Raw genomic sequence first — 26,449 nt, 5'->3', positions numbered from 1 at the left:
TAATTAATTTTTATTAATACTTTTATTTTTTGAATCTAAGATACGTTCAATCTTTTCTATTTCAAAATTTACCTCAGAATTACTTAATATGGAACTTAACTCTTCCGTAAGATCTTTTGGATCTATATCTTTCAAGATGAATATTATTTTGTAGGATTGAAGCTCAATTTTTCTTTTTCTTGAAGAATTCTTAATTTTGTTATTTTTTTGTTTTGATATATTTTCTAAATTTATATCATTTTTATTTTCTAGATTATTTTTTGGCTTTTCTACTTTTTTGATTTTTTTATTTTTTTTCTGATCAATTTCTTTATTTTCTGTTTCTAAATCTATATCCTTTTTATTTTCTATAACATTTTTTGGCTTTTCTACTTTTTTGATTTTTTTATTTTTTTTCTGATCAATTTTTTTGTTTTCTTTTACTACAAGTTGTTTATTGCCTAAATTTTTTTGTAAATCTTCATTTTGGCTTATTTTTTCTAAATCATTAAAACTACTTTCAAGAAAATTTCCAATCCTCCCTCCAGAGCATGATTGCAATAAAATTAAAAAAATTAATAAAAAAAATTCATTTTTTTTTAAAATCATATTCTTTTCTAACTTTTCTTTTTCCTAGTGGTTTTTTTATTTCTTATTTTTGTTTTTTTTGAAATAGATCCTTTTTTATCTTTTAGTTTTTCTTCTAAAAGAAATAAAGCATCATCTATGGAGAATTTTTCTAAGTCAGTATCTTTGGCAATCGAAACATTAGTTTTGCCACATTTTAAATAGACCCCATATCTTCCATTTAATATTTGGATTTTTTCTTTAAATTCTTTCGGCTTGCCAAAATCTTTAAGTACCTCTTGACCTCCTCTACCCATTTTTGGCATCGCAAGAATTTCTAATGCTCGTTTTATATCAACTGTAAAGACATCATCCTCTTTCTTTAATGATCTGTTTTCAGATTCATTTTCATTTTTAATCCATTTAATATAAGGTCCAAATCTTCCTCTGTCAGCCTCAACGACACCGCCTTCAGGATGAACTCCTAACAATCTAGGCAAACTTAAAAGAACTAGAGCCTCATCAAGAGTTAGATCATCAGTTTTCAATTCTTTGGGTAATGAAGCTCTTCTTGGTTTAGCTTTATCTTGATCATTATTTCCCAATTGTACGTAAGGTCCATAAGGGCCAAATCTTAAAAAGACTTTTTCACCAGTTTTTGGATCGGTTCCAAGATCTGATGGGCCACTTAAAATTTGATCAACTTGCTTGATGTCTAAATCTCCAGGAGTAATATCCATTGGAAGATTACCTTTAGCCTGAATTTCATTACCAGATTCATCAATTTTTGTACCCTCTAGCCAAGGTCCATTAGAGCCAATTCTGACTACGCAAGGAAGATCTTCGAAATCAACTTGTCTATAAGCTTTACCATCAATATCACCCTCTGTTTTCTGAACTTTCACCTCCAGACCATTTTTACCTTTATAGAAAGTCTCGAGGTATGGTAGCCACTCAAGATTACCTGAAGATATTTCATCCAATGAAGATTCCATTTTTGCAGTAAACGTAGTATCAACTAGATCAGGAAAATGTTCTTCTAATAAAGCGGTAACAGCAAAAGCTGTAAACGTTGGAGCTAAAGTATTGGAAGATATATTTGCATAACCTCTATCCACAATTGTCCCAATAATGCTTGCGTAGGTAGAAGGTCTTCCAATCCCTTCTTTTTCAAGAACTTTAACTAATGCAGCCTCTGTATATCTTGCAGGTGGTTTAGTTTCATGAAAAGTAGATTCCTGATTGGTAACTTCAAGACATGTTCCAGTTATTAAGTTTGGGAGAATAATTTCTTGTTGTTCAAGGGATGAACTTGGGTCATCACTTCCCTCCACATAAGCTCTGAAGAATCCCGCGAAATCAATACTTTTCCCGCTAGATTTAAATAATCCATCCCCCACACTAATTTCAGCATTAATCATTGTTAGCCTAGCTTCGGCCATTTGACTAGCTACAGTTCTTTTCCAAATTAAATCGTAAAGAGATAAATCTCTACCAGTCAGGTTAGTTTCCTTTGGTGTTTTAAATACCTCACCTGCTGGCCTAATAGCTTCGTGTGCTTCTTGAGCATTTCTTGCCGTTGAATTAAATTGTCTTGGTGAGTCAGATAAATATTCTTTTCCATACATTGTACTGACACATTCTCTAGCAGCTCTTGTGGCTTGTTCGGAAAGATGGACTGAATCAGTCCTCATATATGTTATGAAACCTCTCTCATATAGCCCTTGTGCACATCTCATAGTTTCTCTTGCAGACAAACGAAGCTTCCTATTTGCTTCTTGTTGCAATGTACTAGTTGTAAATGGAGGAACTGGCTTGCGAGTGGATGGTTTTTTTTCGATTTTTGAGACTAACCAATCCTCAGAGGAAAAAGTCTTCAATAAATCATTTACCTTTTCTTCTTCAATTATCAAAGATTTATTTCCTTGTTTTAATTTGCCGGTCTGTTCATCGAAATCGGAACCATTACAAATTCTTTGACCGTTCAAGCTAAATAATTTAGTTTCGAAAGTAACATTATCTTTTACTAGAGAAGCTTTAATCCCCCAGTAACTAGCTTTTTTAAAGGATCTTCTTTCTCTCTCTCTTCTAACAAGAAGTCTTACAGAAACTGATTGAACACGTCCAGCAGATAATCGGGGAGCCACCTTCTTCCAAAGTAAAGGAGATAATTCATATCCAAAAAGCCTGTCCAAGATTCTTCTTGTTTCTTGAGCCTGGACAAGTTCCATATCAATTTCTCTTGTTTGATCTAAAGCTTTTTTAATTGCCTTTTTTGTAATTTCATGAAAAACCATTCTCTTAGTAGGTATTTTAGGATTAAGTATTTGCAGAAGATGCCAGCTAATACTCTCTCCCTCTCTATCTTCATCAGTTGCCAGTAATAGTTGGGTAGCACCTTTCAATGCATCTTTCAGCTCTTTAACAACCTTTTTCTTATCTTTTGGAACTATATAAAGTGGTTCAAAATCCTCTGTTGTATTAACTCCTATCCTTGACCATTTTTCCTTTTTTACTGCAGCAGGGATTTCAGCAGCTCCTTTTGGAAGATCTCTTACATGCCCCATTGAAGCAAGAACTTCATAATTAGAAGGCAAAAACTTTCTTATGGTTTTTGCTTTGGTGGGACTTTCAACAATAACAAGTGTGTGATCCAAGGTTTATTTCAAAAATTGGTGTTTTTGTTCAGTTAGGGCATATTATGTTTATTTGAAGCTTTTTCAAGTAATTTCTCCTGAAAATTTCAAAACTCATACCCACAAATTATAATTAAGTTAAGATTAACTCTTTGACTCTTACAATCAAACATCTAATTTAATCCAATTTAATAAAGTGCCCAACGAAATCTTTACAATTAATTTAAATGCTCAAGCCATTATTCCAGAGGCTTTTATTTTACTAGGTATTGTTGGGACTCTTCTTGTAGATTTAGCAGGAGAAAAAACCGCCTCAAAGTGGGCACCAATAATTTGCTATTTATCAATTGGCAGTTCTCTATTTAGCTTGGCATTGCAATGGAGTAATCCAGTAAATAGTGCATTTCTTGGTTCCTTTAATTCAGATAATTTAGCAATCGCATTCAGAGCAATAATATCTTTATCAACTTTAGTTTCATTACTTATAAGTTGGCGTTATACAGAACAAAGTGGCAGCCCTATTGGCGAGTTCGCAGCGATAATTCTTTCGGCAACTCTAGGAGCAATGCTTTTGTGTGGATCTACTGACCTCATTAGTGTATTTATATCTCTGGAGACTTTATCGGTAGCAAGCTATTTACTCTCTGGTTATCTAAAGAGGGATCCAAGAAGTTCAGAGGCAGCTTTAAAATATCTGCTAGTTGGGTCAGCTGCTGCTGCAGTTTATTTGTATGGCTCCTCTTTTCTTTATGGATTAAGTGGTTCAACAAACTTAGAAATAATTGGTTTAGAGATTATAAACAAACCATCATTTATTACTTCCTTAGCTCTTGTATTTGTATTGTCAACTGTTGCATTTAAAATCGCTGCAGTTCCCTTTCATCAATGGACTCCTGATGTGTATGAGGGATCACCTACACCTGTAGTAGCTTTTTTATCTGTTGGATCAAAGACAGCAGGGTTTGCATTTGCAATAAGAATATTGAGCACTACTTTTTCTTCTTTCGATGAAGAATGGAAACTTTTATTTACTATATTAGCCATATTGAGTATGGCTCTAGGAAATGTTGTGGCCCTTGCTCAAACCTCAATGAAAAGGATGTTAGCTTACAGTTCTATTGGACAAGCAGGATTTGTAATGATTGGAATAGTATCTGGTACTCAAGACGGTTTATCAGCTTCAGTTTTATATTTAGCTGCATATTTATTTATGAATTTGGGTGCATTTTCATGTGTAATACTATTTTCTCTAAGAACTGGTTCTGACAGAATTATTGATTACTCAGGACTTTACCAAAAAGATCCTCTGATTACATTAGGCTTAAGCCTTTGTCTTCTTTCTCTTGGAGGTTTACCTCCAATGTTAGGATTTTTTGGAAAGATATATTTATTCTTTGCTGGTTGGGCTAATCATCAATATTTATTAGTAATAGTTGGGCTAGTAACTTCAGTTATCTCTATTTATTACTATATTTCAGTAATAAAAATGATGGTAGTAAAAGAACCTCAGGAAGCTTCTGAGATAGTCAAATCATATCCTGAAACAAATTGGGAGGTTGTAGGATTACCTCCCTTGAGAATTGCACTTTATACCTGTGTGGGGGTCACAGCTCTAGGGGGGATCCTTTCTAACCCTCTTTTTAAATTAGCTAACACAGCAGTTTCAGAAACGCCTTTTTTACAAGATATTATTGCCATAACAAACAATATTTCCTAAAGAACTTCCCAATAAATGCCTAAGAAAGTAGCAACTTTAGAAAGAATATCTAAAACATATGGAAAGGGTGATTTAACTGTTAAAGCTCTAGATAGTATAAACTTAGAAATTTTTAAAGGTGACTATTTAGCTGTAATGGGAGCTAGTGGCTCGGGTAAAAGTACTGCTATGAACATTATTGGATGTCTAGATAGGCCATCAGAAGGTATTTATAAATTAAATGGTATCCCAGTTGAGAATTTATCTGATGATGAGCTTGCAGAGATACGTAACCAAAAATTAGGATTCGTTTTTCAGCAATTTCATCTGCTATCAGACGCAACAGCACTTGAGAACGTAATTTTACCAATGATTTATGCAGGTATTGCTCCTGAGCAAAGAATAGAGAGAGGTAAGAATGCCCTAAAACAAGTTGGTCTTGCTGAAAGAATGAATAATCGCCCTAATCAATTATCAGGAGGTCAACAACAGCGAGTAGCAATTGCTAGGGCTATGATAAACAAACCTGCAATACTGTTAGCAGACGAACCAACCGGTGCACTAGATTCAACAACGACTGAAGATGTGCTAGATCTGTTTGACAAACTACATGAATCAGGAATAACAATAGTTTTGGTAACGCACGAAGATGAAGTTGCAAATCGTGCAAAAAAAATAGCCAAATTTAAAGATGGGAAAATAGTTGAATTAAAAGTTAATTAGAATTAGAACCTGTAAGTACTTTCTCTTGAGTTTCATTGTAAATTCTTAAATTCCCATTGGAATTAATATCTTTAATTTTCCATATATGAGAACAAAAACCACTAGGTAAAAATCTTTTAGCAAGGAACTTATTCGCCGATTTGATTACATATTCTTTTTTGTTATTACATTCAACTGAATCATGAAAAGCTTTAAGAACTTTGGCGGTCCAATAATGTTGATTAATATTCTTAGTTTGAAGTACTTTTGATAATGAAATACCTTCTGATGGAGTATGATTTAAAACATTCATGCCAAGACCTATTCTTACATATATAATTTCCTTGCCTCTTGTTATCACCCTTGGTAAAAATCCAATCAACTTTTTTGAACCAAATAAAATATCATTAGGCCATTTCAAACAAACATTTATATTTTCTTTTCTAAGCATTTCACATATCTTAATTCCTAAAGACAAATTAAATATTTGGCTTGTAAATTCTTTTGAAAATATTGGGTAAGCTGCACTTAACCAAATCCCTCCTTTTGGGGAAACCCAAGTTCTTGAGTTTTGGCCAACCCCTGAGAACTGTTCTCTTGCTATTATCGCTACTGGCTGGTTTCTCTTTATTTCAGAATATCTAAGCCAGTTTGTTAGCTCATTTTCAGTACTTTTGCATTTTATTTTGTACTGAAGTTTCCAACTTGGATATTGACCATGAATTTTTTTTAAATAAAAAACTGTCTTTGCTGCAGATCCAATAACTTTCACAAATTCTTTATTAAAACAACGAGCATCTTTTTGAAGATTAGATTAACTTTAATCTGAATAAGTAAATTTTACAAATTGGACAAAAAGTATTTGCCAATAGTGAATAGCAGGAATCCACATCCATTAAAAAATTGTCTTGATAATTTCAAAAAATCATGGGGTGACTTAGATAAACTTTCTAAAATCAACGAAAACTGGAAGGACTTAATCGGTTTGGAACTATTTCAAGAATGCAAACCATTAAATATTGAAAAAAAAATACTTACTATTGCAGTAAATCATCCACAGTGGCGCCAAGCTTTAATCTACAACAAGCATAAATTAAAAGAGAGAATAGAGAAAATTGGAATAACTTTGAATGAAATAAAAATAATACAAAATTATGAACTTAAAAATAAAAATATTAAAGCTACGAATGCAAAGGTAGTCTGGGCTAAGCATCCAAGCAGAATCCATCAAAATAATATTTGTATTTGTAATATCTGTAATTCCCCAACTCCTGAGGGCGAAATCAAAAGATGGGGAAAGTGTTCTTTTTGTTGGAGAAAAATAAATAACTAAATTCTTTATTTAGCTAAAATCAGTATTCCCATTTGCCCCCAAAAAATAGTTTTATATTCAGCTTTTTTAAATCCAACTTTCTGAGCAATTTTTATAAGCTCATTTTTCTTTGGAAAATTTCTAATACTTTTTTCAATATATGCGTACTCTGGACTTAAATTAAAAAGGCGCGAAATGGTCACTACAATAAATCTCAAATATACTTTCTGAAAAATATTAGATAAAGAATTTTTTGTTGAGTGATTAAAATCCAGAAATCCTGCCCTTCCTTTATCTTTCAAAAGGTAAAAAACTTTTTTTATGCCTTCTTCAACATTATTCAAGTTTCTTAATCCATAGGACATGCAAATTCCATCAAAATTTTTTGAATAATCATTAATTTCTAAAACATCTTTAATTTCCCACTTAATAAATTTATTTTTTTTTAGTTCTGATTTTTTCTTTGCAATATTGAGGATATCCTTGGCACTATCAATACCCGTAATTGAGCCCCTTGGACTTACTCTCTCAGAAATTAAGAATGCTAAATCTCCTGTCCCACAGCATAAATCAGCCCAATCTTCACCATTTAAAGGTTCCAATAAATTAACTAATTTCCTTTTCCATAATTTGTGCAGTCCAAAACTTAATAAATTATTCAAAAAGTCATATTTATAAGAAATTTTATTAAATATATTTTTAACTTCGATAGTTTTTGTGAATTTCATTTTTAAATTTTAAAGTACTTTTTTTTGGGGATTAATATAAATTTTTATTCATATGGTCTAATTGGAAGTTTTTTTTCTAGGAGGAATTCTTTTATTTCTTGTAAAGTAAGTTTCTTATCATGAAGTAATGATGCTAAAAGTGCTGCTGATGCCCTGCCTTCTTTGAAAACATTATAGATATCTTCTAGAGAGCCTGCTCCTCCAGAAGCAATTACTGGGATGTTAACAATATTGGCAACAGATTCAGTTAGATCTAAATCATATCCATTCTGAGTCCCATCACCATCCATTGAAGTTAGCAATATTTCCCCCGCGCCTAATTCCTCAACTTTCTTTGCCCAACTTAATACATCTATTCCAGTATTTTCTCGCCCTCCTTTTACATATACCTCCCATTCATCAACCTTATTAACTTTTCTTCTTGCATCAATTGCTATAACGATGCATTGAGTACCAAATTCTCTAGAACTTTTAGAAATTAAATCAGGATTTCTTACCGCTGCGGAATTCAAACTCACTTTATCCGCTCCTGCTCTTAAAAGATCATTAATAGAAGAAACAGAATCTATACCTCCACCTACAGTAAAAGGGATTTTTACTGTTTTTGCTGTCCTAGAGACAAGGCCAACTAATGTCTTCCTATTTTCCACACTTGCTCTAATATCTAAAAATACTAATTCATCTGCGCCTTCATCAGAATACCTACAAGCCAATTCAACAGGATCACCTGAATCTCTCAAGTTAACAAAATTTACACCTTTAACGACTCTGCCATTGGCGACATCTAAACAAGGAATTAAACGAAGAGCTACCATTTTAGTAAAAATTGTCCAAATGCTGTTAATCTTGCATAATAGCTTCCATTTTACCTCTTATGGCTGAAACAAAATTATTACCCAAAATCGGTAGTAAAATCAAAATTAACATTAACAAAGTAAAAGATAGACTACCTGCTAAATTAATTGATCAAATATCCTCTAATCCTAAAGCTGTAATAACAGGCTATAAGATGACAGACGGCAGGAGTATTGGAATCACCGCAAAATTTCAAAATGGTTCACAAAACTGGTTTTTCCCAGAAGAAATTGAGAAAGGTTAAAGAGTAAAGTGAATGATCCCAAACAACTATTAGGCATTAAGGGTGCCTCTGAAACTTCAAGTATATGGAAACTTCGTATACAGTTAATGAAGCCAATTACGTGGATCCCTTTAATATGGGGTGTTATTTGTGGAGCAGCTGCAAGTGGAAATTTTAAATGGACATTTAGTAATGTTTTAGCTTCACTTGCATGCATGTTAATGAGTGGGCCTCTTCTAGCAGGTTATACACAAACCATAAATGATTTTTTTGATAAAGAAATTGATGCAATCAACGAACCAAATAGACCTATTCCTTCTGGGAAAATTTCAATTAAAGATGTAAAAATCCAAATCTGGGTATTACTTATTGCAGGCCTAATAGTTGCTTTTCTATTAGATTTATATGCTAAACATAACTTTCCCTCCGTCTTACTTTTAGCATTAGGAGGATCTTTTGTTAGTTATATATATTCTGCTCCACCTCTTAAATTAAAACAAAATGGTTGGCTTGGAAATTATGCATTAGGCGCATCATATATAGCTTTACCTTGGTGGGCAGGACAAGCCTTGTTTGGGAAATTAACTATTGTGACGGCATTACTAACTCTTGCTTATAGCCTCTCTGGGCTTGGTATTGCTGTTATTAATGATTTCAAAAGCGTTGAAGGAGACTCAAAGTTAGGATTGAATTCTTTACCCGTAGTATTTGGAATTAAAAATGCAAGCAGAATCAGTGCAGGGCTCATTGACATTTTTCAATTAGCAATGGTTGTAGTATTAGTCATTATTGGTCAACATTTAGCCTCTGTGATTTTGGTTTTATTGGTAATTCCACAAATTACATTTCAAGATATGTGGTTACTAAGAGATCCTCTAAAGTTTGATGTCAAATATCAAGCAAGTGCCCAACCCTTTCTTATAACTGGAATGTTAGTTACAGCTTTAGCAATAGGACATAGTTTTTTAGTTGCTTAAGGTGCAAAAGATTAAATCCAAATCTTTTGTTTTAATAATTCCTATATTAATATTTTCTGGAATATTTTTTTATTTTTATAATCTAATATTTACTACATTAAAATTTGACATATCTAAAAATAAAAGTTCTCGCGCAACCAAATATTCTTATGTAATATCATCTTCTGATAATAAGATACTGAGCAAATTAAGCCGCAAATTTGAAATAGACAATAGTAAAAATAAAATTCCATATTTTCTTAAAAATTCTTTTATATCTTCGGAGGATAAAAGATTTTATAAACATAATGGAATAGATTTAAAAAGTATTTCACGTGCCCTTTTTCAAAATATTAGAAGTGGTTATGTTAAGGAAGGAGGAAGTACGATTACGCAACAAGTTGCTAGATTACTTTTTCTAAATAATGATTTAAGTTTCCAAAGAAAAATCAAAGAAATACTTATATCACTCATACTTGAATTTAGATATGACAAAAATCAAATTTTGAAATTATATTTAAATAATATTTATTTAGGATCAGGAGCTTATGGGGTTAACGAGGCTTCTCAAGTTTATTTTGGAAAACTAATAGAAGAATTGACATTATCAGAGATCGCTTTAATTGCAGGATTGGCTCCAGCTCCATCAATTTATTCACCTTATCAAAATATAGAACTAGCTATTAAAAATAGAAATAAAGTTCTTGAATCAATGTATGTTGATGGATATATTTCTCTTGCAAATAAGAATAAGGCTATTAAAGAGAAAATAAACTTAAATTATCAAAAAGCTGATAATTTTTTAGATGATAAATTACTAATAAATTTTATTCTTGAGGCAACAAATAAAAGAATTAAAAATAAAAGTGATTATAAGTTTTTAAGGATTAAATCTTCTATCAATAAAGATTGGCAAGAAAAGGCCCAAGAAATTTCAAGATATGCTGGGCCTAAAGAACTTGAGTTTGCTCTGTTATCAATCGAATCAAACACAGGACTAATCAGGACAATGGTAACCAGCAGAAATCCATCAATTAATGAATATAATAGAGTGATTTCATCTGTAAGACCTTTAGGTTCTACTTTTAAAATAATTCCTTATGCTGCTGCATTAATAGAGGGGATAAAATTAAGCGATAAATTTGAGGACTTACCAAGATGCTGGGAAAGTTATTGCCCAAAAAATTTTGCAGAAGAGTATAGAGGTTCTATATCTTTGATTGAATCATTTAAAATTTCATCCAATATTGTTCCAATATCAATAACAAAAAAAGTCGGCTTAAGAAATATTATTAATCTAGCGAATTCATTTGGTTTAGGTTATGAACAAGAGTTTAAGGAATTCCCATCATTAGCTATTGGTTCTTACGGAGATACTCTTTTAAACATTACAAATGCATATTCTGCAATAAATAATAGTGGGAAGATTCAAAGCCCTAGCATCTTAGAAAAAATAGAATCATTTAATAATCAATCCATTTGGAAGAAAAAATTTTCTTCAAAGAAAATATTAGATTTAAAAGTAAACAAAAAAATAAATAAGCTTCTTGAAAAATCTGTAAAAGAAGGCACCTCGAAAGCAGCCTCTATAAAAGGAAAGAAAATTTATGGGAAAACAGGAACATCTGATGGGAATAAAGATCTTTGGTTTATTGGTTCACTTTATAACCTTACAACAGGAATTTGGATAGGTTATGACGATAACAAGGAATCCGAATTATCTAGTGGGAATGCAGCTTATTTATGGAGGAAATTTATAGCTGAAATTTATAAAATCCCAGTTAAAAATTAAATGATATTTTTAAGATTTATAAGAAATTGTTGCAGCATAAAATCCATCACCAGGATATTCTAAACTAGGTAAAATTTGTTTCTGGCTAACCAATTTTAAACCTTTGTTTTTTTCAATAAATCGTTCAATTAATAGATTATTTTCATCAGGACAAATAGTACAAGTTGAATAAACTAAAGTTCCATCTTTTTTCAAAAGAGGAACAATACTCTCTAATAGTTTTTCCTGCAATAAAGTTAAGGATATTATTTTTTCTTTACTTAAAGACCATCTAGAATCTGGATTCCTGGAAAGAGTTCCAATCCCAGAACAGGGAGCATCTAACAAAATCTTATCAAAATAAGATATGAATTTTGGATGTAATTCAATCAAACTTGTTGCATCAGCCTTGAGGGTCTTTACAGATTTTAAATTTAACCTTTCTAAATTTGATTGAAGTATTTTCAATCTTTTTTCTGATCTATCTACAGCTAGTATTTCAGCATTATCATTTGCTAATTCTGCCAAGTGAGTAGATTTACTTCCTGGAGCTGCACAAGCATCTAAAATCTTTTCACCTTCTTTTGGATTTAATAGAGGTGCTACCCACTGAGAAGATCTATCTTGAATTGTCCAAAGCCCATCACTATACCCTGGTAAGTTTTTAATAGATCTTGGATTAGATTTTAAAGTAATTCCATTATTTAAATCTTTAATAATTTCAGCATCAATTTTATTTTCATAAAGTACTTTCAAAAATTTATCTAAATCAGTTTTTAGTGAATTAATTCTCAAATCAATTGAAGGTTTTTTATTAAATGACTTAATTATATTTTCACCCTCGCTATTGCCTAACCATTTATAAAGATCATTTACAAGCCATAATGGCAATGACTCAATATATGAAATTCTTTCTTTTCTATCAGAAGATAATTTTGGAAAAATTTGATTTTTTAATTTTCTAGATGCATTTCTCAATATCGCATTCACAGTGCCTGCTAAACCATTTAAATCTGTTTTTTTAGCTACTTCTACAGTGGTAGAAATAGCTGCTGGAAAAGGAATTTTGTCCATTTTTAATAATTGATATAAACCTATATGTAAAAGCCATCTTAATTTTGGAGGCTGCTTTTTATGAGTAATTTTTGATGTATGATCCAACCAAAGATCTAGAAATTTTCTGTACCTTATACATCCAAAAGATAATTCAGTAATAAAAGCAATATCAAGAGGATTAAATTGATAATTTTTTAAAACCTTTTCAAGGGCATGATCAGAAAAATCACCTGAACTAACTTTTAATAAAATTTCCCAAGCTGCTTTTCTTTGTAAATATCCAATACTCAAAATATAATTTATTTTTAAAGATAACTTTAATATACAAAATATTTTAAAATTTAAACTACTTTTTCAATTGAAGAATTGAACCAAATAAAACCTAAGATAGAGATGAGTGTCAGATTAAATCCTAAAAAAAGAAAGATATTTAGAGAATGGATTCTTTCTCGAAAAAATAATTTTTTCTCTTCTTGATACTTCATTAATAAAATAAAAACTTAATCAGGAATTTAAACGGCAACCTATATTTATACATCCTGCATCAAGCATTCTTCCTAATTTAATGGCTATAGATTCCTCTAACCTTGTGAAATTAGATTGATGGGTAGTTATCCAATCTAATTCAGAAAAAGTGATGATACCAGTTAAATTACTTTTCAAGAAGAGGGTTCCAATATTCATTGCTGGACTTAGACTTTAATTAAAATAACATCAAATTGTAATATTTCGTAATAATATAATATTCTCTTAATTTTTCAAAATCAGCTAAAGATTATTTATCTTAAATTATTGAATATCTCTTAAAAATTTATCGGCCGTTCTAAAATGATTATTTAATTTTTCCTCTGACATTTTGTCAAGATTTCTTGTTAACATTGCCAGCCTATATTGCTTTCTAAAAAAGCTTTCATTATCTTTAATAAATTTCCAAAATAAGCCATCCCATATTTCACACCACGGGCCACTTTTAAAATTTGACATTTTTTTTACATAATTAGAGCTTGATATATATGGTTTAGTTGAGAAAATACCTCCATCACTAAACTGGCTCATTCCATAAACATTTGGAACCATCACCCAATCATAAGAATCAATAAACATTTCCATAAACCATTTATAAACTTGGTTGGGGTGAATTCTACATAGAAGCATAAAGTTGCCAATAATCATTAGCCTCTCAATATGATGACAATAACCAAATTTGATAATATTTTTTATAACAATGTCTACTGGTTCAATTCCTGTATTTCCTTTATAAAAAGATTCTGGAATTGGCTTATTTTCAAAATTCCAAAAATTACTATTTCGCATCTTTGTTCCATACTTCTTATAGACAAGACAAATAAATTCTCTCCATCCAATAATTTGACGAATAAACCCCTCTAAAGAGTTAATTGGAACATTATTATTTTTGGCATAAAGTAATGCTTTATTTACTACTTGATCTGGTGTTAATAAGCCGCTATTTAAAAGGGGAGAAAGTAAACTGTGCCATAAAAAAGAATTTTCTTTAGAAATAGCATCTTCATAATCTCCAAATAAGAAAAATCTATGTTTAAAAAAATCATCTAACCATTCATCTGCCTCATCAAAATTAGTTGGATATAAAAAGTTATTACTTTCTCCAATAAACTCAATATCAAAGTTAGCTAATGACTTTTCGGCATGAACTACAAAGTTATTTTTTGGTAATTTAAGTGTATCAGGTATGCTTATTTTTTTTGGTAATTTTTTTCTATTCATTTCATCGAAACTCCACTTACCTCCCTCAGGTGTATCATCCGAATTCACTAATATCTTGTGGCTCTTTCTTTGATTCTCATAAAATCGGGCCATAAGAGGTTTTTTTGTATTTAATGCAAATAACTCTTTTAATTCTTCACTACTCATAAACATTGGAGAGGGCAGAACATTTAAAGCTAAATTATTGCTTCCAACAAATTTATTGATCCTTTTCATTATTAAGAAATCATGAGGGTCTATAAGATTTATTGCCTGATATTTATCTTTAATAAATTCTGATAAATAGTCAACTGTAGACATATCATTCTTGTTTTCGAAATATAAAACTTTAAAGCCAGATTTTTCTAAATATTTTTTATAAGCAAGCATAGATGCCCTATGAAAAACCAACTTGTTTTTATGGTTAATTAATTTATGAAATTTATCATTCCCAAAAAATAATGAGTCTTCCAAAATTAAAATTTCACAATTTATTTTTAAAATTGGGCTTTCTCTAAAAAGTTGATTCGGGAAGATAATTGATATTCTTCTCATCTTTGAGACTTCCAGTTACTGCATCTTTTTGAACAGTAGATAACATCATCCCAACAGTTTTTCCATTTTTTACGCCACTCGAATGGCCTATTGCAAACAGGACAAATTTTAGTAGAAAGATTTTTCAAAATTTATAATTTTCTCTTATGAGTAGATTTGAACCTAGTTGAATCTTTAAGCGCCAAATGTTTTGTATTTCTTCCTGTAACTCTCTGTCTCCAGACTTTAAATGATTTAGGTTTAAGATTTTGACGCATAATTTTGATCGCATCTTCCTCTTTTAAACCAAATTGATACTCAATGGCTTCAAAGGGTGTTCTATCTTCCCAACACATTTCTATTATTCTGTCTATTTCGATATTTTCCATATTTATTGTTCACATTTAGAGGTGCAAAGTTTTTTAATCTTGGATCGACCTGTAATTTGAAGTCTATATTGTGCCCAATATCTGTAAACCAGCCTTAATAATGGAGATAAGAGCTTAATCTTTAAAGGATAATAAACCCAACCTAAACCAATTAATTCATAAGAATATGCAAGTACATCTAATCCTCTAATAATTTCACCATTTTCTATAATCCCATGCAGGTTTGACATGGCTTCTGAATATGAAATGTTATTAAAAAGATTTTGATCATAATCTTTACTGTTTATATCTACAAATGAAATTTGATTTAATATATCTCTTTTTTTTAGAAAATTTGTTTCTCTCAAGCAAAGTGGACAACCACCATCGAATAAAAAAATTAATTTATTTTTCATATTTTTATACAAATATAGAATTTAAATAAATTTTTTGTGGGAGATAAAAAAATAAAATTATCTCATTCGAATAAGCTTTTTACCTTACAAGCTTTATAAAGCCTTAATAATTACCAGTTCTAATTTAATTAAATTGTATTATCTTAATTATTAATAAGCCATTGATTAAGGGATACATCAATGGTTTAAAACTATTTTTGATTATTCATCTAAAAGATGAACTCCTTCTCCTACATCAGGAGTGAATTTACAATATTTTTCAAAAACGATTCCAACTCCTCTCATTTTTTCTCCTAATTCATCTTTAAATTTATTCCATTCTTCAGATTCTCGCTCAGGCAAATTCCATCCTTGTTTTTCTACCATGCTAGTGATAACTGTATAGTCCCATTCTATGTATGCCATTGAGTTAATTCATACTACTCAAATATTATAAACCAAGAGATTTAATAGGTAATCAATATTTTTTGAATATAATTTAAAAAGTGTGAAAAATTATAAATGTCAATTTTGCCAAGAAGATTCGAGCGAATCAAAAGTGTTTTAGATTGCAGAATGAAAAACTTGACTGTTTTAGTTGAGAATGTAAATAAACCTCATAATCTATCAGCAATATTAAGAACCTGTGATGCAGCTGGGGTTTTCGAAGCAAATTTTATTAGCAAAACGAATGCCGTTAAGACTTTTAATAGTACTGCTCAAGGAAGTCAAAAATGGGTCAAACTAAATAATCATGAAAACACTATCACGGCAATCTCTGATTTAAAGAATAAAGGTTTTAAATTATATGGAACGACTCTTAATAGTGAATCAGTAGATTATAGAAATTTTGATTATACACAAAATACATGTTTTGTTTTAGGAGCAGAAAAATGGGGATTAAGTAATGAACTTATATCAATGGTTGATCAATCAATTTACATACCTATGAGAGGTATGGTTCAATCCCTGAATGTTTCAGTTGCGGCTTCCATATTATTATTTGAAGCTATACGCCAAAGAAAAAATAAAGGTATATTGCCCGCGAATGGAGAAGGTTTAAATATAGATGAATATCAAAAAACACTTTTTGAATGGTGTCACCCAGAATTAGCTGCGATGTATAAAAAATCAGCTAAAGAATATCCAAAGTTGAATGATCAAGGAGAAATTGATCCTATTACAGATAACTAAATTTATTCAGAAATTTGACTATCAAAAATTTCTTCAAGATCCTCTCCTATAAAAGAAAGACCTAAAACTAAAAAAAACATTGCCAAACCTGGAAACAAAGCCGTCCACCATATACCTGTAGGTAAAGCAGCAAGAGCAAGATTTAAATCACTGCCCCACTCTGGGACATCTGCAGGAACACCAAGACCTAAAAATCCTAAACTTCCTAATACCAAAACAGCATCCGCAGCATTTAGGGTAAGCAGAATAGGCAAAGGTGTTATTACATTTGGGAGAATATATTTAAAAATAATCTTTTTAACATCAGCTCCTGAAACTTGAGCTGCCTCGACGTAAGTTTCGGATTTAACCAATATTGTCTGATTTCTGATTAATCTAAAATATTGAGGCGAATAAACAATACACAATGCCAAAGCTGCGTTAAGGATACCCTTACCCAAGACAAAAGCCACAACAACTGAAAGCAAAATTACAGGTATTGAAAAAATAGTATCCATTATTAGTGATAAGCATTTATCAAAAAAACCACCAAAATATCCACTTAATAATCCTAATGGCAAACCCAAACTTAATGAAAAAAGAATAGATAAGAACACAACTTCTATGGCTAAGGATGATCCTTGCAAAGTTCTTAAGCAAACATCTCTTCCTAATCTATCTGTGCCACAGAAATGATTAAGCGAAGGAGGTGCAAAGATATCATTGCTTAATATTGAAAATGAATAACCAAAAAAATTATTGGCCTCTAAAAATTTCATTATTAAAACAACAAGAAGATAAAAAAGTACAATTAGAAATCCAGCTTTTCTGATATTTGTGCCGACACGATTAAATGAGTTAATATCCAAAATCTTTTTTACAGATATGACTGAAATATACCCAATTCTTTAAAAAAAAAATAGCTATTAATTTTAAATTTTAAAAAATTACTGGTTTAATTTTAGGACTGCCATAAAAGCTTCTTGGGGGACTTCAACTTTACCCATTGCCTTCATCCTCTTTTTACCTTTAGCTTGTTTCTTTAAAAGTTTCTTTTTCCTAGAAATATCTCCTCCATAACATTTAGATAAAACATCTTTTCGTAAAGCACTTATACTTTCACTTGCAATAATCCTGCTCCCGATTGATGCTTGAATAGGTATTTTAAATTGTTGTTTTGGAATAAGTTCTTTTAATTTCTCAACTAAACTTCTGCCAATTCCATAAGCCTTATCTTTATGAACAATAGAAGTTAATGGATCTGCTCTTTCTGAATTTATTAGGACATCTAATCTGACAAGGTCATTCTTTCTATAGCCAATCAAATGATATTCCATTGATGCATAACCTTGGGTCCTACTTTTCATTTGATCAAAGAAATCTGTAACTACTTCTGCTAATGGAATTTCATAAATCAAAGTAACTCGATCTGTTGTTATGTATTTCATATCTATAAATACTCCCCTTCTTTCCTGACATAAACCCATTAATGTTCCATTAAATTCATTGGGAGCATAAATTTCCATTTTCACATAAGGCTCTTCTATAGATTCTCTAAGTTGTGGATCAGGAATTGTAGAAGGATTATCAATAAAGATATGTTCCTGCTGATTTAAATTAACCTTATAGATAACTGATGGTGCCGTTACGATTAGATCCAAATCATATTCTCTTTCTAATCTTTCTTGAACAATCTCCATATGAAGAAGTCCTAGGAATCCGCACCTAAATCCGAAGCCCATTGCACTACTGGTTTCGGGCTCATATTTTAAAGCTGCATCAGATAATTGTAATTTTTCAAGAGATACTCTTAAATCTGGAAATTGATCAGCATCAGTCGGGAATAAGCCACAAAAAACCATAGGGTTTGCTGTCTTATAACCAGGCAAAGGATCATTTGCAGGTGAATTTAAAAGAGTAATCGTATCTCCCACTCTCGCATCAGCAACTGATTTTATAGAAGCAGCTAAATAACCAACTTCTCCTGCATGTAATTCATCAACTTGCTGCTGATCAGGTGCCATTATTCCTATTTCATCCAGTTCATAATTTTTTTGACTCGCCATTAATAATATCTTTTCTCTCTTATTAAGAGACCCAGATATCACTCTGAAATAAACAATAACTCCTCTGTAAGGATCATAATAAGAATCAAAAATGAGTGCCTTTGTAGGTAGTTTAATTTCATCTTGAGGAGGAGGTACTCTTCTTACAATTGCTTCCAAAATATCTTTAATACCAACTCCAGTTTTTGCTGAACAATTTATTGCATTAGATGTATCAAGCCCAATAATTTCTTCTATTTCTTTTTTTATTTTTTCAGCATCAGCACCTGGTAAATCAACTTTATTTAAAACAGGAATTATTTCAAGATTATTTTCTAAGGCAAGATAAACATTAGCTAAGGTTTGAGCTTCTACTCCTTGACTTGCATCAACAACTAGTAAAGCACCTTCACACGCCTGAAGAGATCTACTAACCTCATAAGAAAAATCGACATGACCTGGTGTATCTATTAAGTTCAAAACATATTCTTGAGAATCTTCAGCTTTATATTTCATCCTAGCTGCCTGTAATTTGATAGTAATTCCTCTCTCTCTTTCTAGATCCATACTGTCCAAAAATTGTTCTTGCATATCCCTTTGCTGAACAGTACCAGTATCTTGGAGCAACCTATCAGCAAGGGTAGATTTACCATGGTCAATATGAGCAATTATGCAGAAATTTCTTATTTTTGAAACAGATATATCAGTCATTTAGAAAGAAAAAATCTCCTCTTATTACATCTTGATTAATATTAGCTAATTAGAATTATGGATGGAAACCAAAAATCGAATTATTTCTTTTTTTGATGTCTTTTATGAAGTTACTGTCATTTTCAAAGGCCGATAGTTCTGGATAAATTAAGTCATTTATTTTTTTCTTAAGATTATGCTTGTCGTTTAAAAATAAAACAGATTTTTCTAGAACCTCAACCATAATTGAAACCGCAGTACTTGCTCCGGGAGAAGCTCCTAGCAAAGCAGATAATGATCCATCAGATGAATTCACAATCTCTGTTCCAAATTTCAAAGAACCTCCTCCTTCAGTTTTTTTAATTATTTGGACTCTTTGACCAGCATTCTTTAAGTACCAATCAGAGGGATTAGCTGATGGCATCATATTCTTTAAATTCTCAACTCTTGAGTTATGGTTCTTTAATGATTGTGATATTAGGTAATTAATTAAATCATTGTTCTTGAAACCAACGTCTAACATAGAAAATATATTATTCTTTTTAATTGAACTAAATAAGTCAAAGTATGAACTTTGCTTTAAAAATTTTGTTGTAAATCCAGCAAAAGGTCCATATAAAAGAAGTTTTTTATTATCAATCCATCTAGTATCTAAATGAGGCACAGACATTGGTGGCGATCCAATATCAGCCTTACCATAAACTTTTGAGTTATGTTTTTCTGTTAGATCTTTTTTCTCGCAAATAAGCCATTTCCCACTAACAGGAAATCCACCATAAATCTTTGCTTCTGGAATTTTTGATTTTTGCAAATAATTAATTGTCTTTCCACCAGCACCAAGAAAAACATAGCCAGTTCTAATGGAAGTTTTTCTACCTTCTGAACTAATTTCTAGTTCCCATTTTTTTTTATCAATTTTCTTTAAATCTACTAATTCTGTTTTGTATCTAATTTCAACATTTTTGTTTAAAGAAACTAATGACAAATACTCTTTAGTCAAAGCCTCAAAATTAATATCAGTTCCTCTTCCTATTCTGGTAGCAGCAATTTTAGTAAATGGATTCCTATCTTTTGTTATTAGAGGAGCCCATGATGTAATTTCATCAAAAGATGTAGAAAATTCCATATCGATAAATTCAGGATTTTCAGTCATTTTCTGAAATCTTTTTTTTAAAAAAGAAATATTATCCTGACCAGAAACAAAGCTAATGTGAGGAATAAATTTTAAAAACTTTTTAATATCAATTTTCCCTGCTTCATACAATGAGGCCCACAAAGACATTGATCTTTCAAAAGAACGATTTATTGAGAGCGCTTTATCTATTTTTATATTTGCTTTTTCATCTAAAGGGGTATAATTTAATTCGCAATTAGCAGCATGTCCTGTACCTGCATTATTAAAAGCGCCAGTACTTTCACTTCCTGGATCATTTAGTTTTTCTATAATAAGAAACCTTACATCTGGTAAAACTTCTGAAATTAGGAGAGCTAAAGTACTGCTCATTATACCTGCTCCTACTAAGACTGCATCAAAGTAGCTATTGTCATTAGTAGGGTTTTTAAATGAAGTCACAACAGAAAATTATCTTTTTTGCAATTAATCAAATTTCTTTCTAGGCTTATTATAAAGTTAATCCAAAATTATGAGTACTGAAACACTCTCGCTGACAAATGAAAATGTAGAAAAAGTCCTTGACGAGCTCAGACCGTTTTTAATATCTGATGGAGGTAATGTAGAAATTGCAGAAATAGATGGTCCAATTGTCAAAGTCAGACTTCAAGGGGCATGTGGCAGTTGCCCAAGTAGTACTATGACTCTAAAAATGGGTATTGAAAGAAAGTTAAAAGAAATGATTCCTGAAATAAGCGAAGTTGTCCAGGTTTTATAAAAATTTTTAACTGAAAAATATATTACTTAGTTTTTAGTTCCTTCAACAAAGCTGATTCCATATTAAGGCAATCAATTGGAAGTCCTTGCCCAATAGCGATTAAAATAGGTGCAAGAATTCCTAGAGTAAAAACTAAATTTGATTGGCTTACATCATATTTACTCAAAGTAAAAGTTATCAAATAAATAATTGAAAAATAGGCATGTAGGGAAAAAAATTCTTTTGGCTTCAAGACTGGCCACCTTAAAGTATTTCCCAAGAAATATAAAAAACCTTTCATAAAAGAATAGTTACATGAAGATTAAACCAAATATAAACATAATCCTTTTTCTAGACTATTTATAAAAAAATTTACCTAAGATAATAATTAAAAAACTATTAAATCTTCGTTTCTATTTGTAAAAACTAGACATAGATTAAATAATAAGCTTATAATAATTTTGTAGCAATAGCTACTTTTTCGTTCACTCTCACTTGAGGGCGCAGTTCGAGTCATACCATGGAACGGGGGATGGCCGTGTTGTCAAATCGAATATGACTACTTTAACTTACAGAGGTAAAAACTACGTTCAAAACAAACAAGCAGCTAAAAAGCAACTTGTTGAACTTACCTACAGAAGAAACGTATACACCAACAGAATGGATGACGCTTCTTCAAGTAATGAAAAAGCAGAATTAAATTACAGAGGTGTAAATTACACTAAATAATTTAATTTAACAAATTAGAAGCCCCTTATTCAGGGGCTTTTTTTTCGCTATATTTACCGAGAGTCATCTAAACACATGTCCGAAAATTGCTGTAATACAAATCCATCGACTGAAGCACTTAATAATTTCGATCATAAAGATGCGATTCAAGAAAGATATGGTTCAGCCGCATTAGAAAAAGAGAGTTGTCTTTGTACACCAGTTGGATTTAATCCCATTTTACTTGAAGCAATTCCTCAAGAGGTTATAGAAAGGGACTATGGATGTGGTGATCCAACAAAATATGTTCAAAAAAATGATATCGTCTTAGATCTTGGAAGTGGTAGCGGCAAAAATGCTTTTATTTGTGCCCAAATTGTTGGTAAAGAAGGGAAAGTTATTGGAGTTGATCAGAATACTGACATGCTTTCATTATCAAGATCAGCCTCTAAAGAAGTTACAAAGAATATAGGTTTCAAAAATACAGAATTTCTAGAAGGATCAATTGAAAAACTCGATGAATTAGATAAAAATTTAAATCCATTAATCGCCGACAAATCAGTTGATATTATTTTAAGTAATTGTGTTTTAAACTTGGTAATTCCAGAATCTAGAAAGAAGCTTCTAAGAAATATAAAAAGAGTTTTAAACGATAATGGAAGAATTGCAATTAGCGATATTGTCTCTAACAAAAAAGTTCCTTTAAGATTACAAAATGATCATGATCTATGGACAGGATGTATTAGTGGAGCATGGTATGAGCCAGAATTTATTAGTGATTTTAAAGAACTAGGTTTTAAAAATTTAAAATTTGCAGAAAGGAGTGATGAACCTTGGAAAGTTATTGAAGATATTGAATTTAGAACAGTAACTTTAGTAGGCAATATTTAAAGAAAATTCAATAGTTTAATAATCTAATTTAAATTTTCCATGAGAAATAATCTAAGAGATCAAATCCCAGCATTAAAAAATAAATGTTATTTCAACTATGGGGGGCAAGGACCATTACCAAAATCTTCTCTAGAAGCAATAGTTAAAAATTGGGAAATTATCCAAGATTTAGGACCATTTACCAATGATATGTGGCCTTTTATTTACAAAGAAATATTGACCACAAAAAGAATCATTGCGCAAAAATTAGGTATAAATTCAAAGAATATAGCTTTAACGGAAAATATCTCTTCTGGTATGATTTTGCCTTTTTGGGGAATAAAAGTAGAAGAGGGAGAAGAGCTGTTAATAAGTGACTGTGAACATCCTGGAGTAGTAGCTGCAAGTCGAGAATTTTGCAGAAGAAATAAATTAATATTCAAAATTTTGCCAATCCAAAAAATTAAAAATTTAAACGATGAAAATGTAATCTTAGAGATGTTAAAAAATCTAAATAGTAAGACTAAGATCCTAATTATTTCTCATATTTTATGGAACTTTGGATATAAAATTCCTTTAAAACAAATTTCTATCGAATTAAAAAACAATCGAGAAAATTCTTATCTACTTGTTGATGGGGCTCAAACCTTTGGGCACATAAAAATTGAAGAAGAAGTTTTTTATTCTGATTTATATTCAATAACTTCTCATAAATGGGCATGTGGTCCAGAAGGGCTTGGAGCCATTTATGTCTCAGATAGATTTATTCATGAAACAGATCCAACAATAATTGGTTGGAAATCATTAAAAAAAGAACAAGGCATCTATGAGACTTCAGATAATCTTTTTCATGATGATGCAAGGAAATTTGAAATAGCTACCTCTTGTATTCCTTTACTTGCTGGGCTCCGGAATTCTTTAGATCTTTTGGATAAAGACTGCCATGAAAAAGAAAAAAACAAAAATATCAAACAATTAAGTGGAAAACTTTGGGATGAATTAAATCAATCAAAGGGAGTTGAATTAGTTTTAGAAAAAAAATATTTAAATGGGATTGTTAGTTTTAATATCGAAAATATTAAAGATAAGGATAAATTTGTAAAGAAACTTGGAGAAAAGAAAATTTGGATTAGAGTTTTAGAAGATCCAAAATGGTTTAGAGCATGCATACATCAAATGACTACAGAAGCTGAGATTGATTTACTTGCTAGAGAAATAAAAAAATTATTGACTTAAAGATCTTTTGATATAAAAAAAATTTATTTTACCAAGGTATCTCCGAGTTGTCCCATGCAATAAATTTTCCTGTAGATTCTGGTGATTGATTTTTAATAATATTGATCAAGAATTGGGAGGATTTTTCTTTACTAAATAATTTATGTTCTGGAACAAATTTATGAAAAGGTCTAGATAAATCAGTATCTACTGTTCCTGGATGAAGCAATGTGATAGCAGCCTTTGGGAAACGTCTAGCCCATTCAATACTTAAAGATTTAAAAAACTGATTTTGCGCAGATTTTGCAGCTCTATATGAATACCAACCTCCAGTTTGATTATCTCCAATGCTACCAACTCTTGCACTTATACTTGCAAAATTAAAATCAAAATCTTTTGGTATAAATTCTTCAATCGCTTTAGCTAATAAAATAGGAGAAAAGGCATTTATTGAAAAACTTTCCATAATATTTTTTTTATCAAGATGTTGTAATCTTTTTTCTGGTTGAAGAGAATCACTATGAAGTCTACCTGTAGCATTAACAACTAGCCTTAATTTTGAAGGATGATTTGATATTTTATTTTTCAACTGCAAAAGGGATTGAGAATCCTCTATGTCTAATTCCCAAAAAGGATTAAATTCACTTTTTCTTCCACACAAAACAACATCTAAATCTTTTTCACTTTCATTCAGATCTTTAGCTAGTTGTGTTCCAATTCCACCTGCGCCTACAACTAAGGCTAAGCCTTTCATTTTTTTAAAAATAATTCCATTGATTCTAAGAAACTTTTCTTGTGATTTGCGTAAAGATGTTTCCTATTTGATTAGGAAATTTTATTGAGATTTATTTTTTTCTTTTAATAATTTATAAGCTATTTTTCTATCATCAAAATTAATAACTTTATCATTGAGAATTTGGTAGTCTTCATGTCCTTTTCCTGCAATTAAAACAATATCTTTTTTATTGGCAAATTTAATAGATTCATTTATTGCTTTAAATCTATCAATTTCAATTGTTATTTTTTCTCTTTTTTTTATACCCATCAAAATATCATTTACTATCTTTTGGGGTTCTTCTGATCTTGGATTATCTGAAGTTATAAAAAGTTGATCAGAAAACTCTTCAGCTATTGATCCCATTAAAGGCCTTTTACCAAGATCTCGATCTCCTCCACAGCCAAAAACAGTAATGAGTTTCCCCTTACAAAGTTTTTTAATTGATTGCAAAACTTTTTTCAATCCATCAGGCGTGTGGGCATAATCAACAATTACTGTTGGAAGTGATCTTGAAACGTCATCATTTTCAATTTCTATTTTCTCCATTCGCCCAGGAGCGCCAGGGAAAGATCGTATTAACTTTGATAGATCTTTTAAAGAAAAATTAAGTTTATACAAAATTGTTATTGCTTGAATCGCATTCATTAAATTAAATTCACCAACAAGTGGAACAAAAAGTTGAATTCTTTCCTTGGGTGTATGAAAAATGCAGGTTGAGCCATTTTCAGTAAATTTTTTATCTGTTACGAAAAAAAAATCATCATTTTCAAATTCACTTTCAGTAATCTTTGTAGACACTAATGAAGATCTTTTTTCAAGATCAGACGATAATTTAGATATCCAATGGTCATCGTGATTTAATACAGAAATTCCATCCTTTTCTATTAAATAAGGTGGGAAAAATAATTTTCTTTTTGTTTGAAAATAAGATTCCATATCTGAGTGATAATCAAGATGATCTTGAGTTAAATTAGTAAAAATAGCCGCCTCAAATTCGCAGCCTGATATCCTGTTTTGGGCAATAGAATGAGAACTTACCTCTAATATCGCGAATTCAGATTCTGCCTCAACAGCAGCATTTAATTTCTTTTGAAGTTTATCAGCGAAATCAGTTGTATGAGAAGCCACCTCAGAGAAGCCAGGCCATCTATTGAACAAGGTTCCAAATAATGCAGTCTTTTTTCCTAATTTTGTTAAAAGATATTCCAATAAAAAAGTAATTGTCGTTTTTCCATTTGTACCCGTAACACCAATAAGTTTTAGTTTTCTTGAGGGCCTATTCCAAAACTCAGCGACTATTTGACCAAAAATATAATCTAAATTATCCTCTATAACCAAAACCCTATCTCGGTAAATAGATCCAATATTCTGTTTTGCCGCAGATCCAATAATGGCAGCCTCTGCACCATTCTCAATTGCCTCAATACAATATTTTCCTCCATCAACATTTAAACCAGGGATACCTAAAAATAAAGTTCCTTTTTGTACTTCTTTAGAGTTAAAAGAAATATTATTGATTTCTTGATCGATTAGATCTAATGAAGGGATGATCCCTACCAAATCTAAAAGTTTATGTAAATTTATAGATCGCATATAACA

28 protein-coding genes and 1 pseudogene are annotated in these 26,449 nt (G+C 30.9%); 11 read left to right on the top strand and 18 right to left on the bottom strand.

What is annotated here, in order from left to right; genetic code table 11:
* Positions 1-3: 3 nt before the first annotated feature.
* Positions 4-588, bottom strand: a complete 585-nt coding sequence (locus tag HA143_RS02405) for a hypothetical protein (protein WP_209083052.1) — start codon at positions 586-588, stop codon at positions 4-6.
* A gap of 8 nt (positions 589-596) precedes the next feature.
* On the bottom strand, positions 597-3,203 hold the full coding sequence (topA, locus tag HA143_RS02400) for a type I DNA topoisomerase (RefSeq protein ID WP_209083051.1): 2,607 nt from the start codon (positions 3,201-3,203) through the stop codon (positions 597-599).
* A 175-nt stretch (positions 3,204-3,378) separates the two neighbouring features.
* Here topA and HA143_RS02395 point away from each other — a divergent pair, with 175 nt between their 5' ends.
* Together HA143_RS02395 and HA143_RS02390 are read left to right on the top strand one after the other, a co-directional pair.
* A complete protein-coding gene (locus HA143_RS02395; RefSeq protein ID WP_209083050.1) occupies positions 3,379-4,899 on the top strand; it encodes an NAD(P)H-quinone oxidoreductase subunit N in 1,521 nt (506 codons plus the stop codon).
* Between the two features lie 15 nt (positions 4,900-4,914).
* A complete protein-coding gene (locus HA143_RS02390) occupies positions 4,915-5,601 on the top strand; it encodes an ABC transporter ATP-binding protein (RefSeq protein ID WP_209083049.1) in 687 nt (228 codons plus the stop codon).
* On the opposite strand, the gene HA143_RS02385 is transcribed toward HA143_RS02390, so the two are convergent.
* Positions 5,594-6,352 carry a biotin--[acetyl-CoA-carboxylase] ligase gene (locus HA143_RS02385; RefSeq protein WP_209083048.1) on the bottom strand — a complete coding sequence of 253 codons (759 nt, stop codon included), beginning with the start codon at positions 6,350-6,352 and terminating at the stop codon, positions 5,594-5,596. The genes HA143_RS02390 and HA143_RS02385 overlap by 8 nt on opposite strands.
* A gap of 99 nt (positions 6,353-6,451) precedes the next feature.
* Here HA143_RS02385 and HA143_RS02380 point away from each other — a divergent pair, with 99 nt between their 5' ends.
* Entirely contained in the window at positions 6,452-6,913 is a 462-nt protein-coding gene (locus tag HA143_RS02380; protein WP_209083047.1) for a DUF721 domain-containing protein, read from the top strand.
* A gap of 5 nt (positions 6,914-6,918) precedes the next feature.
* Here HA143_RS02380 and ubiE read toward each other — a convergent pair whose 3' ends face one another.
* On the bottom strand, positions 6,919-7,620 hold the full coding sequence (gene ubiE, locus HA143_RS02375; RefSeq protein ID WP_209083046.1) for a bifunctional demethylmenaquinone methyltransferase/2-methoxy-6-polyprenyl-1,4-benzoquinol methylase UbiE: 702 nt from the start codon (positions 7,618-7,620) through the stop codon (positions 6,919-6,921).
* Between the two features lie 44 nt (positions 7,621-7,664).
* The gene (hisF, locus tag HA143_RS02370; protein WP_209083045.1) at positions 7,665-8,435 is read right to left on the bottom strand and encodes an imidazole glycerol phosphate synthase subunit HisF; all 771 of its coding nucleotides are present in this window, start codon (positions 8,433-8,435) and stop codon (positions 7,665-7,667) included.
* Positions 8,436-8,494: 59 nt separating this feature from the next.
* Between hisF and petP the strand changes: the two genes are divergently transcribed.
* From petP to HA143_RS02355, 3 genes are read left to right on the top strand one after another with little or no spacing between them, the layout of a single operon-like run.
* Complete coding sequence (petP, locus tag HA143_RS02365) at positions 8,495-8,719, top strand: cytochrome b6f subunit PetP (RefSeq protein WP_209083044.1); 225 nt, start codon at positions 8,495-8,497, stop codon at positions 8,717-8,719.
* An 8-nt stretch (positions 8,720-8,727) separates the two neighbouring features.
* Positions 8,728-9,675 carry a chlorophyll synthase ChlG gene (gene chlG, locus HA143_RS02360; RefSeq protein WP_209083043.1) on the top strand — a complete coding sequence of 316 codons (948 nt, stop codon included), beginning with the start codon at positions 8,728-8,730 and terminating at the stop codon, positions 9,673-9,675.
* A 1-nt stretch (position 9,676) separates the two neighbouring features.
* Complete coding sequence (locus HA143_RS02355; protein ID WP_209083042.1) at positions 9,677-11,446, top strand: transglycosylase domain-containing protein; 1,770 nt, start codon at positions 9,677-9,679, stop codon at positions 11,444-11,446.
* Positions 11,447-11,455: 9 nt separating this feature from the next.
* Here the strand turns inward: HA143_RS02355 and HA143_RS02350 are convergent, their stop codons facing one another.
* The 7 genes and pseudogenes from HA143_RS02350 to HA143_RS02320 form a co-directional block, all read right to left on the bottom strand.
* Positions 11,456-12,772 (bottom strand): 16S rRNA (cytosine(967)-C(5))-methyltransferase, encoded by a 1,317-nt coding sequence (locus HA143_RS02350; RefSeq protein WP_209083041.1) that lies wholly within the window; start codon positions 12,770-12,772, stop codon positions 11,456-11,458.
* Between the two features lie 213 nt (positions 12,773-12,985).
* Positions 12,986-13,165, bottom strand: coding sequence for a hypothetical protein (locus tag HA143_RS02345; RefSeq protein ID WP_209083040.1), 180 nt, complete (start codon positions 13,163-13,165; stop codon positions 12,986-12,988).
* A gap of 105 nt (positions 13,166-13,270) precedes the next feature.
* Positions 13,271-14,761 carry a cryptochrome/photolyase family protein gene (locus HA143_RS02340; RefSeq protein WP_209083039.1) on the bottom strand — a complete coding sequence of 497 codons (1,491 nt, stop codon included), beginning with the start codon at positions 14,759-14,761 and terminating at the stop codon, positions 13,271-13,273.
* Positions 14,762-14,829: 68 nt separating this feature from the next.
* Positions 14,830-14,889 (bottom strand): annotated as a pseudogene (locus HA143_RS09890) (DUF2256 domain-containing protein); the annotation flags it as partial.
* Positions 14,890-14,892: 3 nt separating this feature from the next.
* Entirely contained in the window at positions 14,893-15,129 is a 237-nt protein-coding gene (locus HA143_RS02330; RefSeq protein ID WP_209083037.1) for a TIGR03643 family protein, read from the bottom strand.
* A gap of 2 nt (positions 15,130-15,131) precedes the next feature.
* A complete protein-coding gene (locus HA143_RS02325) occupies positions 15,132-15,524 on the bottom strand; it encodes a thiol-disulfide oxidoreductase DCC family protein (RefSeq protein ID WP_209083036.1) in 393 nt (130 codons plus the stop codon).
* A 201-nt stretch (positions 15,525-15,725) separates the two neighbouring features.
* Positions 15,726-15,929, bottom strand: a complete 204-nt coding sequence (locus HA143_RS02320; protein ID WP_209083035.1) for a hypothetical protein — start codon at positions 15,927-15,929, stop codon at positions 15,726-15,728.
* A 96-nt stretch (positions 15,930-16,025) separates the two neighbouring features.
* Between HA143_RS02320 and trmH the strand changes: the two genes are divergently transcribed.
* A complete protein-coding gene (gene trmH, locus HA143_RS02315) occupies positions 16,026-16,697 on the top strand; it encodes a tRNA (guanosine(18)-2'-O)-methyltransferase TrmH (RefSeq protein WP_209083034.1) in 672 nt (223 codons plus the stop codon).
* A gap of 2 nt (positions 16,698-16,699) precedes the next feature.
* On the opposite strand, the gene HA143_RS02310 is transcribed toward trmH, so the two are convergent.
* From HA143_RS02310 to HA143_RS02300, 3 genes are all read right to left on the bottom strand, one after another.
* The gene (locus tag HA143_RS02310; RefSeq protein WP_209084398.1) at positions 16,700-17,455 is read right to left on the bottom strand and encodes an ABC transporter permease; all 756 of its coding nucleotides are present in this window, start codon (positions 17,453-17,455) and stop codon (positions 16,700-16,702) included.
* Positions 17,456-17,623: 168 nt separating this feature from the next.
* A complete protein-coding gene (lepA, locus tag HA143_RS02305; RefSeq protein ID WP_209083033.1) occupies positions 17,624-19,432 on the bottom strand; it encodes a translation elongation factor 4 in 1,809 nt (602 codons plus the stop codon).
* A gap of 55 nt (positions 19,433-19,487) precedes the next feature.
* Positions 19,488-20,984 (bottom strand): malate:quinone oxidoreductase, encoded by a 1,497-nt coding sequence (locus HA143_RS02300; protein ID WP_209083032.1) that lies wholly within the window; start codon positions 20,982-20,984, stop codon positions 19,488-19,490.
* A gap of 70 nt (positions 20,985-21,054) precedes the next feature.
* On the opposite strand from HA143_RS02300, the gene HA143_RS02295 reads away from it, so the two are divergent.
* Positions 21,055-21,300, top strand: coding sequence for a NifU family protein (locus tag HA143_RS02295; protein ID WP_002805305.1), 246 nt, complete (start codon positions 21,055-21,057; stop codon positions 21,298-21,300).
* 22 nt (positions 21,301-21,322) lie between these two features.
* Here HA143_RS02295 and HA143_RS02290 read toward each other — a convergent pair whose 3' ends face one another.
* Complete coding sequence (locus tag HA143_RS02290) at positions 21,323-21,580, bottom strand: hypothetical protein (protein WP_209083031.1); 258 nt, start codon at positions 21,578-21,580, stop codon at positions 21,323-21,325.
* A 254-nt stretch (positions 21,581-21,834) separates the two neighbouring features.
* Here HA143_RS02290 and HA143_RS02285 point away from each other — a divergent pair, with 254 nt between their 5' ends.
* The 3 genes from HA143_RS02285 (at position 21,835) to HA143_RS02275 (ending at position 24,093) form a co-directional block, all read left to right on the top strand.
* Positions 21,835-22,008 carry a DUF4278 domain-containing protein gene (locus HA143_RS02285; protein WP_209083030.1) on the top strand — a complete coding sequence of 58 codons (174 nt, stop codon included), beginning with the start codon at positions 21,835-21,837 and terminating at the stop codon, positions 22,006-22,008.
* A gap of 75 nt (positions 22,009-22,083) precedes the next feature.
* On the top strand, positions 22,084-22,878 hold the full coding sequence (locus HA143_RS02280; protein WP_209083029.1) for a methyltransferase domain-containing protein: 795 nt from the start codon (positions 22,084-22,086) through the stop codon (positions 22,876-22,878).
* A 39-nt stretch (positions 22,879-22,917) separates the two neighbouring features.
* Complete coding sequence (locus HA143_RS02275) at positions 22,918-24,093, top strand: aminotransferase class V-fold PLP-dependent enzyme (RefSeq protein WP_209083028.1); 1,176 nt, start codon at positions 22,918-22,920, stop codon at positions 24,091-24,093.
* 28 nt (positions 24,094-24,121) lie between these two features.
* Here the strand turns inward: HA143_RS02275 and HA143_RS02270 are convergent, their stop codons facing one another.
* On the bottom strand, positions 24,122-24,826 hold the full coding sequence (locus tag HA143_RS02270; RefSeq protein ID WP_209083027.1) for an SDR family NAD(P)-dependent oxidoreductase: 705 nt from the start codon (positions 24,824-24,826) through the stop codon (positions 24,122-24,124).
* 81 nt (positions 24,827-24,907) lie between these two features.
* Positions 24,908-26,443, bottom strand: a complete 1,536-nt coding sequence (locus HA143_RS02265; RefSeq protein ID WP_209083026.1) for a UDP-N-acetylmuramoyl-L-alanyl-D-glutamate--2,6-diaminopimelate ligase — start codon at positions 26,441-26,443, stop codon at positions 24,908-24,910.
* Between the last annotated feature and the right edge of the window lie 6 nt (positions 26,444-26,449).

Origin of the sequence: Prochlorococcus marinus CUG1415 (genome assembly GCF_017696015.1) — a bacterium.
In the GTDB taxonomy this organism is placed as follows: Bacteria; Cyanobacteriota; Cyanobacteriia; order PCC-6307; family Cyanobiaceae; genus Prochlorococcus_A; species Prochlorococcus_A marinus_AE.
The sequence above is the reverse complement of the archived record's forward strand: the minus strand, read 5'-3'. Positions and strand labels throughout refer to the sequence as shown.